This is a genomic window from Roseiarcus sp., from assembly GCF_049514155.1.
In the GTDB taxonomy this organism is placed as follows: domain Bacteria; phylum Pseudomonadota; class Alphaproteobacteria; order Rhizobiales; family Beijerinckiaceae; genus Roseiarcus.
Map to the genome: position 1 here is coordinate 1 of NZ_JBEKVH010000185.1, position 6,757 is coordinate 6,757.

Here is a 6,757-nt window from a genome sequence, read left to right on the forward strand (position 1 = left end):
AGCTCGGCGGCAAACGCTTCGATGGCGCGATCGTCCTCGATCTCGGACAGCCGGCGGTAAAGCGCGAGCCGCACCGGCAAGTCGGCGACGTAATCCTCGGGGATCAGCACCGGCGTGCCGATGGTGATTTGCGGCGACCATTTTTCGGCGACCGGCGTGGTGATGCCGGCCTTCAGCGCCATCACCGCCTCCTCCAGCATCTCCTGATAAAGCTCGTAGCCGACTTCCTTGATGTGGCCGGATTGCTCGTCGCCGAGGAGATTGCCGGCACCGCGAATGTCGAGGTCGTGCGAGGCGAGCTGGAAGCCGGCGCCGAGCGTGTCGAGCGATTGCAGCACCTTGAGGCGGCGCTCGGCCTGCGGCGTGATTTTGCGGTTGGGCGGCAGCGTCAGGAGCGCATAGGCGCGCAGCTTCGCGCGCCCGACGCGGCCGCGAAGCTGATAGATTTGCGACAGGCCGAACATGTCGGCGCGGTGCACGATGAGCGTGTTCGCGGTCGGGATATCGAGGCCGGATTCGATGATCGTGGTCGACAACAGCACGTCGAACTTGCCGTCGTAGAAGTCCGACATCACGTCCTCGAGCACCGCCGAGGGCATCTGGCCGTGCGCCACCGCGACCCGCACCTCAGGCACGTTCTTGTCGAGGAACGCTTTCGCCTCGGCGAGGTCTTCGATGCGCGGGCAGACGTAAAAGCACTGGCCGCCGCGATAGCGCTCGCGCAACAGCGCCTCGCGCACCACGATCGGATCGAACGGCGAGACGAAGGTGCGCACCGCGAGCCGGTCGACCGGCGGCGTGGCGATGATCGACAATTCGCGCACGCCGGTCAGCGCCAGCTGCAGGGTGCGCGGAATCGGCGTGGCGGACAGCGTCAGCACATGCACTTCGGCCCGCAACTCCTTCAGCCGCTCCTTGTGCGCGACGCCGAAATGCTGCTCCTCGTCGATGACGACGAGACCGAGATCCTTGAACGAAACCGTCTTGCCGAGCAGCGCGTGGGTGCCGACGGCGATGTCGATCGCGCCCTCGGCCAGTCCCTTCTTCGTCTCGCGCTGCTCCGCGGCGCCGATCATGCGCGACAGCACGCCGATCCTGACCGGCAGGCCGACGAAGCGCGCGGCGAAGGTCTTGGCGTGTTGGCGGGCGAGCAGCGTCGTCGGCGCGACGATTGCGGTTTGTTTTCCGTTGATCGCGGCGCTGAAGGCGGCGCGCAGCGCGACTTCGGTCTTGCCGAAGCCGACGTCGCCGCACACCAGCCGGTCCATCGGCCGGCCGGCGGCGAGATCGTCGAGCGTCGCCTCGATCGCCGCCGCCTGATCCTGGGTCTCGTCATAGGGGAAGCGCGCGCAGAACTCGTCGTAGAGTCCAGCGGGCGGGATCAACCGCGGCGCAGAACGCGTCATCCGTTGGGCGGCGATGCGGATCAGCTCGCCGGCCATCTCGCGCACGCGCTTCTTCAGCCGCGACTTGCGGGTCTGCCAGCCGGACGCGCCGAGGCGGTCGAGCTCGCCCTGCTCCGAGCCGTAGCGCGACAGCAACTCGAGATTCTCGACCGGCAGGAACAGCCGGTCGCCGCCGGCGTAATGGATTTCCAGGCAATCGTGCGGCGCGCCCGCCGCTTCGATCGTCTTCAAGCCGACGAAGCGGCCGACGCCGTGATCGATGTGGACGACGAGGTCGCCCGCCGACAGCGCCGCCGCTTCGGCGAGCACGTCCTGGGCGCGGCGCCGACGCTTGGGAATGCGCACCAGGCGGTCGCCGAGAATGTCCTGCTCGCCGACGATCGCCAGATCGTCGGCCTCGAAGCCGCGCTCGAGCGCGATCACCGCCAGCGGCAGCGCGCCGGCGCGCGCCTCTTTCGCCTGCGGCCACGACGAAACCAGCTCCTGGCTCTTCAGGCCGTGCTCGGCGAGCACGTGGCCGAGGCGTTCGCGCGAGCCGTCGCTCCAGCCGGCGACGACGACCTTCAGGCCGCGATCGCCAAGCGCGCGAATGTGGCGCACGGCGGCGTCGAAGACGCTGGCGTTCTCGTCGAGCCGCTCGGGAACGAAGTCGCGGCCGACATGGCCGCCGCAGTCGAATGCGTTGGGCGCGTCGGGCGACGCCTCGAACGGCGTGAGCCGCGCCAGCGGCCCGGCGGCGAGTCGCGCGGCGAATTCGTCCGCCGTCAGATAGAGCCGGTCGGGCGGCAGCGGCCGATAGTCGGAATTGGCGGGATCCTCCTGAAACGCCGATCGTCGCGCGGCGTAATAGTCGGCGATCTGGGCGAAGCGCGCCTGCGCCGCGTCCTCGGCGCGCGCGTCGAGCACGAACGGCGCGTCGCCGACATAGTCGAACAGCGCGTCCATGCGCTCGTAGAACAGCGGCAGCCAATGCTCGAGGCCGATCGCGCGCCGCCCCTCGCTGACCGCTTCGTAGAGCGCGTCGCCGCGGCGCGGCGCGCCGAACTCGGCGGCATAGGCCTGGCGGAAACGGCGGATCGACTCGCTCGTCAGCCGCGCCTCGCTGACCGGCGCGAGATCGAGCGCGCGCAATGGACCGACGCTGAGCTGGGTCTCGGGATCGAAGGCGCGGATCGATTCCAGCGTGTCGCCGAAGAAATCGAGCCGGATCGGCGCCGCCGCGCCGGGCGGATAGAGGTCGAGGATGCCGCCGCGGGCGGCAAATTCGCCGACGTCGTGGACCGAGCTGACGCGCATGTAGCCGCCGTCGGCGAGCCATCGCGCCAGCTCTTCCAGTCGCACAGTGTTGCCGGGCGCGGCCGAAAAGGCGGCGTCGGCGACAAACGATAGCGGCGGCGCGCGCTGGGTCAGCGCGTTGACGGTGACGACGAGAACGCGCGGCCGCTCGAGCGCGCCGCGGCTGCGCGCGAGCCGCGCCAGCACGGTCATGCGCTGTGACGAGATCGCGGAATTGGGCGAGACGCGGTCGTAGGGCTGGCAGTCCCACGAGGGAAAGAGCAGCGCCTCGACCTCGGGCGCGGCGAATCCGAGCGCGTCGACGAAGCTCTGGGCGCGCGCGCCGTCGCGGGCGACGAACACGACCGCCGCGCCGCGGCGCTCGCCGGCGCGGGCCAGACCGCGCGCCAGCGCGGCGACGACGAAGGCGTCGAAACCCTCGGGCGCGCGGCTGAGCGTGACGGCGCCGCCGGCGGCGAGGCGCGCGACGGCCGCAGCGAGCGATCTCACGGCGTCTCCGCGTCCCTCAGCGAGGCCGCGGGCGCCAGACGCAGGCGAGCAAGCAGCGGCGTGTCGAACGCCGCCGGAACTGGCGCTTCGCCGGTGATCCACGCCAACAGCTCGGGATCGGGCGCATCGAGCAGGCGCTCGAATTCGTCGAGTTCGGCCTCGCTCATCGCCGGCAGATTCGCGTCGGCGAAGCTGCCCATGACGAGATCCATCTCGCGCATTCCGCGCCGCCAGGCGCGAAACAGCGTGCGCCGTCGCCGCGCGTCGAGCCCGGCGCTCGAGAGAGAGTTGCCCGACATCGGAATCCTCTGCGACGGACGAGCCTCAGCGGCCCTCCGTCGCCCGGGCTTATAGCCGGGCGTCGGGCGATTGTCAGCCGGCGCGCGCCGCGTTCAGTTCTCGACGACCAGCTTCAACAGCGAAGCGACGAGACCGATCAGCGCGACGCCGACGATGAGATAGTTCACGTAGCCGGCGTCGCTCGGCGCGAACACGCTCGCAGTCGCCATTTCGTAGATTTGCCAGACGACGACAGCGGCGCACAGCGCGGCGCGCAGACCCCAGTTCTTGCTCTGACTCTTCACCATCGCAGCGACCCACAGCGGCCAGGGCCCCGATCGCGTGACCGACGCGAAGCCACGCGGCGGGCGATAGGGGCGCAAACGAGCGACGACCCCGATCGTGACGGCCAAACATTGCCGGATGCTTATGAAAATCCGGGCAATTTTCGCTATTGCGCTTCCGGCTGATCGCCGAGCAGCTCCAGCACCCGGCGTCCGCCGGCGATCTGCGGATTGGACGGGTCGAATCCTTCCGCCCGTTCGCGTTCGGCGACGAGGCCGCGCGCCAGCGCGAAAGCGGCGGGCAGCGACTTGGTTTTGGTCAGGGCGTCGTTGAAGAACGCTTCGCCGAAGCTCGTCCACTTGGCGCCGTCGCGACAGCCGAAGGAGGCGTGGTCGTCGTCGGCGGCGGTGATGACCAGCGTGTCGGGCTCGGCCATCGCGTCGGCGAACACCCCCGAATAGCAGGCCGAAACGATGACGACGCTGAGGCGCGCGCCGCTTTCGCGCAGCATGGTGCGCAGTTCGATCGGCGTGATCAGCGAGGTCTGTCCCTGGTTCTCGACGCCGACGCCTTCTTGATCGCCGTGCGAGGTGAGGACGAGGAAAAGGAGGTCGCGCTCCGGATCCATCTTCGCCCCGAGTTCGGCGAGGGTCGCGCGCAGATTGTCCTCGGTCGCTTCGCCGCCGCGCTTGGTGTTGGCGCGCACAATCACCTTGTCGACGGGGCCGAACTGATGCGCGATGACGCGCGCCGCGCCCTCGGCCTCGCTGGCGAAGACGCTCTGATCGCCCCACAAGCCGAAAGCGACGATGTCGATCTTGGCCGGCGCGGCCGCCGCGCTCGCCGCCGCGAGCGCGAGAGCCGCCGTCAGCCCGATTTGGGCGCAGTTTCGCCGCTTCATGCCGAGCGCCTGCGTGATCGCTTCCGTATCGGTTCTATCTAGGCGGTTCGCTCACCGAAGGGAACCCTTCGGATTCATTCGTAGCCGGCCGGACCGCGCGGCACGATCCCGGTCGGATTAATGAACTTCAGGCTCTCGTAATAATGGTGCTTGATGTGGAAATAGTCGATCGTCTCCTCGACGCCCGGCCAAGCGCGCAACGCCTTGAGATAACGGCTGAGGTTGGGATAATCGGCGATCCGGCGCAGGTTGCATTTGAACAGGCCGACATAGACCGGATCGAAGCGGACCAGCGTCGTGAACAGCCGCCAATCGGCTTCGGTCACGCGCTCGCCGCACAGGTAGCGGCGGTCGGCGAGCCGCGCCTCGAGTCCATCGAGCGAGTCGAACAGCGCGACGACGGCTTCGTCGTAGGCCTGCTGGCTGCGCGCGAAGCCGCAGCGATAGACGCCGTTGTTGACGGTCGGGTAGATGCGCGCGTTGAGCGCGTCGATCTCCTCGCGCAGCTCGGCGGGATAGAAGTCGCCGACTTCAGCGCCGATTCCGTCGAACGCCGAATTGAACATGCGGATGATTTCCGACGACTCGTTGTTGACGATGCGGCGGCGCTGCACGTCGAACAGCACCGGCACGGTGCAATGTCCGCTGTAGCCCGGCCGCGAGGCGAGGTAGAGTTCGTAGAGCTTCTCGGCCCCGAGCACGGGGTCGGCGACGACGCCGCGCCCGGGCGCAAACGTCCAGCCCTGATCGCCGAGCAGCCAGTTGACGACCGACAGCTCGACGATTCGCTCCAGCCCTTTCAGCTTGCGGAAGATCAGCGTGCGGTGGGCCCAGGGACAGGCGAGCGACACGTAGAGCCGGTAGCGCCCCGGCTCGGCCTGGCAACCGCCCTCGCCCGAGGGACCCGGCGCGCCGTCGGCGGTGATCCAGTCGCGGAACTGCGCGTCGCCGCGGACGAACCGCCCGGCGGAATCATGAGAGAAATTCCCTTCCACGCGCCACACGCCGTCGACCATCTGCATCGCCTGTTCTCCCTTGCGCGGTCTTTTTCGCCGCTCAGCGTCGCGCCAGCTTCTCGGCGGCGGCGAGCCATTGGCTCTGCGCCCGGCGCACATGCGCCGGCGCGCGCTTCAAGCCCCGCGCGACCTCGTCGGCCAGCGCGCGCGCTTCGTCGGCTCGGCCGAGGCGCGCGAGAAGTTCGGCCTGTCGCACCCGCGGCTCCGCGCCGGGATAATAGACGCCGACCGCTTCATAGGCGGCGAGCGCCTCTTCATCGCGGCCGGCCCCTTCAAGCGCCCTGGCGTAGAGAAGGTGGCCATCGGGCGAGCGATAGCCGGGCCAGCGCGCTTTCAACTCGTCGAGCGTCGTCACCGCCAGCGCCGTTTCGCCGAGGCCGAATTCGGCCCGCGCACGACCGAGCATAAAGCCCGGCTCGTCGCCTTGTGGCCCCGCGAGGATGGCAGCGTAATGGCCGCGCGCTTCATCGAACTTGCCCAGCGCCAGGCACGCCTCGGCGAGCGCCGAACGGTTGGCGATCGTGTCGACGATCGCCAGCTCGTCCTTGGCGTCCCGATAGCGGCGCTCGGGATCGAGCGCGGCGACGACGCTGCGGCCGGCGCGCTGCGCCCCGGTCGAGCCGAGCCATCCGGGAACGATCTCGACCACGACATAGGCAAGCGCGCCGATCCCCGGCAGGAACAGGATGATGAAGCCCCAGGGCATGAAGCGGCCGCTCCTGGCGGCGTGAACGATCAGCGCGATATCGACCGCGGCGACGATCCATCCGATCGGCAAACCAAACAAGCGGCGCACTCCCAAGCGACGGTTTCCCGCCAAGCCCGTGATTTGGCTATTCCGGGGGCGTTTGTCCAATCCGCCGCCGATCAGCCCGCCTCCATCAGCTTTGCCGCTTCGTCGCGCTCGAACAGATAGAGCAGCAATCTCAGGCCGCGGTTGGCTTCGCCGCGCAGGCCCTCGCCCGCCGCCAGCGCCGCCTCGGCCTGGCGGCGGGCCAACGCCAACAGGCGGCCGTGGATTTCCAGCCTGGCGAGGCGAAATCCCGGCGCGCCGGCCTGGCGGATTCCGAGCACCTCGCCTTCGC

Annotated in this window: 6 protein-coding genes and 1 pseudogene; all 7 read right to left on the minus strand. The window is 69.1% G+C overall.

The annotated features are described in order from the left end of the window. A partial coding sequence (gene mfd / locus ABSF49_RS19035; protein ID WP_424114217.1) for a transcription-repair coupling factor occupies positions 1 to 3,191 on the minus strand: 3,191 nt, incomplete at its 3' end. Continuing rightward, positions 3,188 to 3,490: an FAD assembly factor SdhE gene (locus tag ABSF49_RS19040; protein WP_424114218.1), complete on the minus strand. Its 303-nt coding sequence runs from the start codon at positions 3,488 to 3,490 to the stop codon at positions 3,188 to 3,190. The genes mfd and ABSF49_RS19040, both read right to left, overlap by 4 nt. Positions 3,491 to 3,583: 93 nt before the next feature. Then, positions 3,584 to 3,778: a hypothetical protein gene (locus ABSF49_RS19045; protein ID WP_424114219.1), complete on the minus strand. Its 195-nt coding sequence runs from the start codon at positions 3,776 to 3,778 to the stop codon at positions 3,584 to 3,586. Positions 3,779 to 3,921: 143 nt separating this feature from the next. After that, positions 3,922 to 4,656 carry a C13 family peptidase gene (locus tag ABSF49_RS19050; protein ID WP_424114220.1) on the minus strand — a complete coding sequence of 245 codons (735 nt, stop codon included), beginning with the start codon at positions 4,654 to 4,656 and terminating at the stop codon, positions 3,922 to 3,924. Between the two features lie 74 nt (positions 4,657 to 4,730). Then, positions 4,731 to 5,678, minus strand: coding sequence for a glutathione S-transferase family protein (locus ABSF49_RS19055; RefSeq protein WP_424114221.1), 948 nt, complete (start codon positions 5,676 to 5,678; stop codon positions 4,731 to 4,733). Positions 5,679 to 5,712: 34 nt separating this feature from the next. Further along, entirely contained in the window at positions 5,713 to 6,459 is a 747-nt protein-coding gene (locus tag ABSF49_RS19060) for a tetratricopeptide repeat protein (protein WP_424114222.1), read from the minus strand. 80 nt (positions 6,460 to 6,539) lie between these two features. After that, positions 6,540 to 6,757, minus strand: a pseudogene (locus ABSF49_RS19065) (ATP-dependent DNA helicase RecG); the annotation flags it as partial.

What these genes read in the sequence shown, in the direction of transcription:
- ABSF49_RS19040 (WP_424114218.1), bottom strand. Translation starts at nt 3,490, where the DNA reads ATGTCGGGCAACTCTCTCTCGAGCGCCGGGCTCGACGCGCGGCGACGG.
- ABSF49_RS19050 (WP_424114220.1), bottom strand. Translation starts at nt 4,656, where the DNA reads ATGAAGCGGCGAAACTGCGCCCAAATCGGGCTGACGGCGGCTCTCGCG.
- ABSF49_RS19045 (WP_424114219.1), bottom strand. Translation starts at nt 3,778, where the DNA reads ATGGTGAAGAGTCAGAGCAAGAACTGGGGTCTGCGCGCCGCGCTGTGC.
- ABSF49_RS19055 (WP_424114221.1), bottom strand. Translation starts at nt 5,678, where the DNA reads ATGCAGATGGTCGACGGCGTGTGGCGCGTGGAAGGGAATTTCTCTCAT.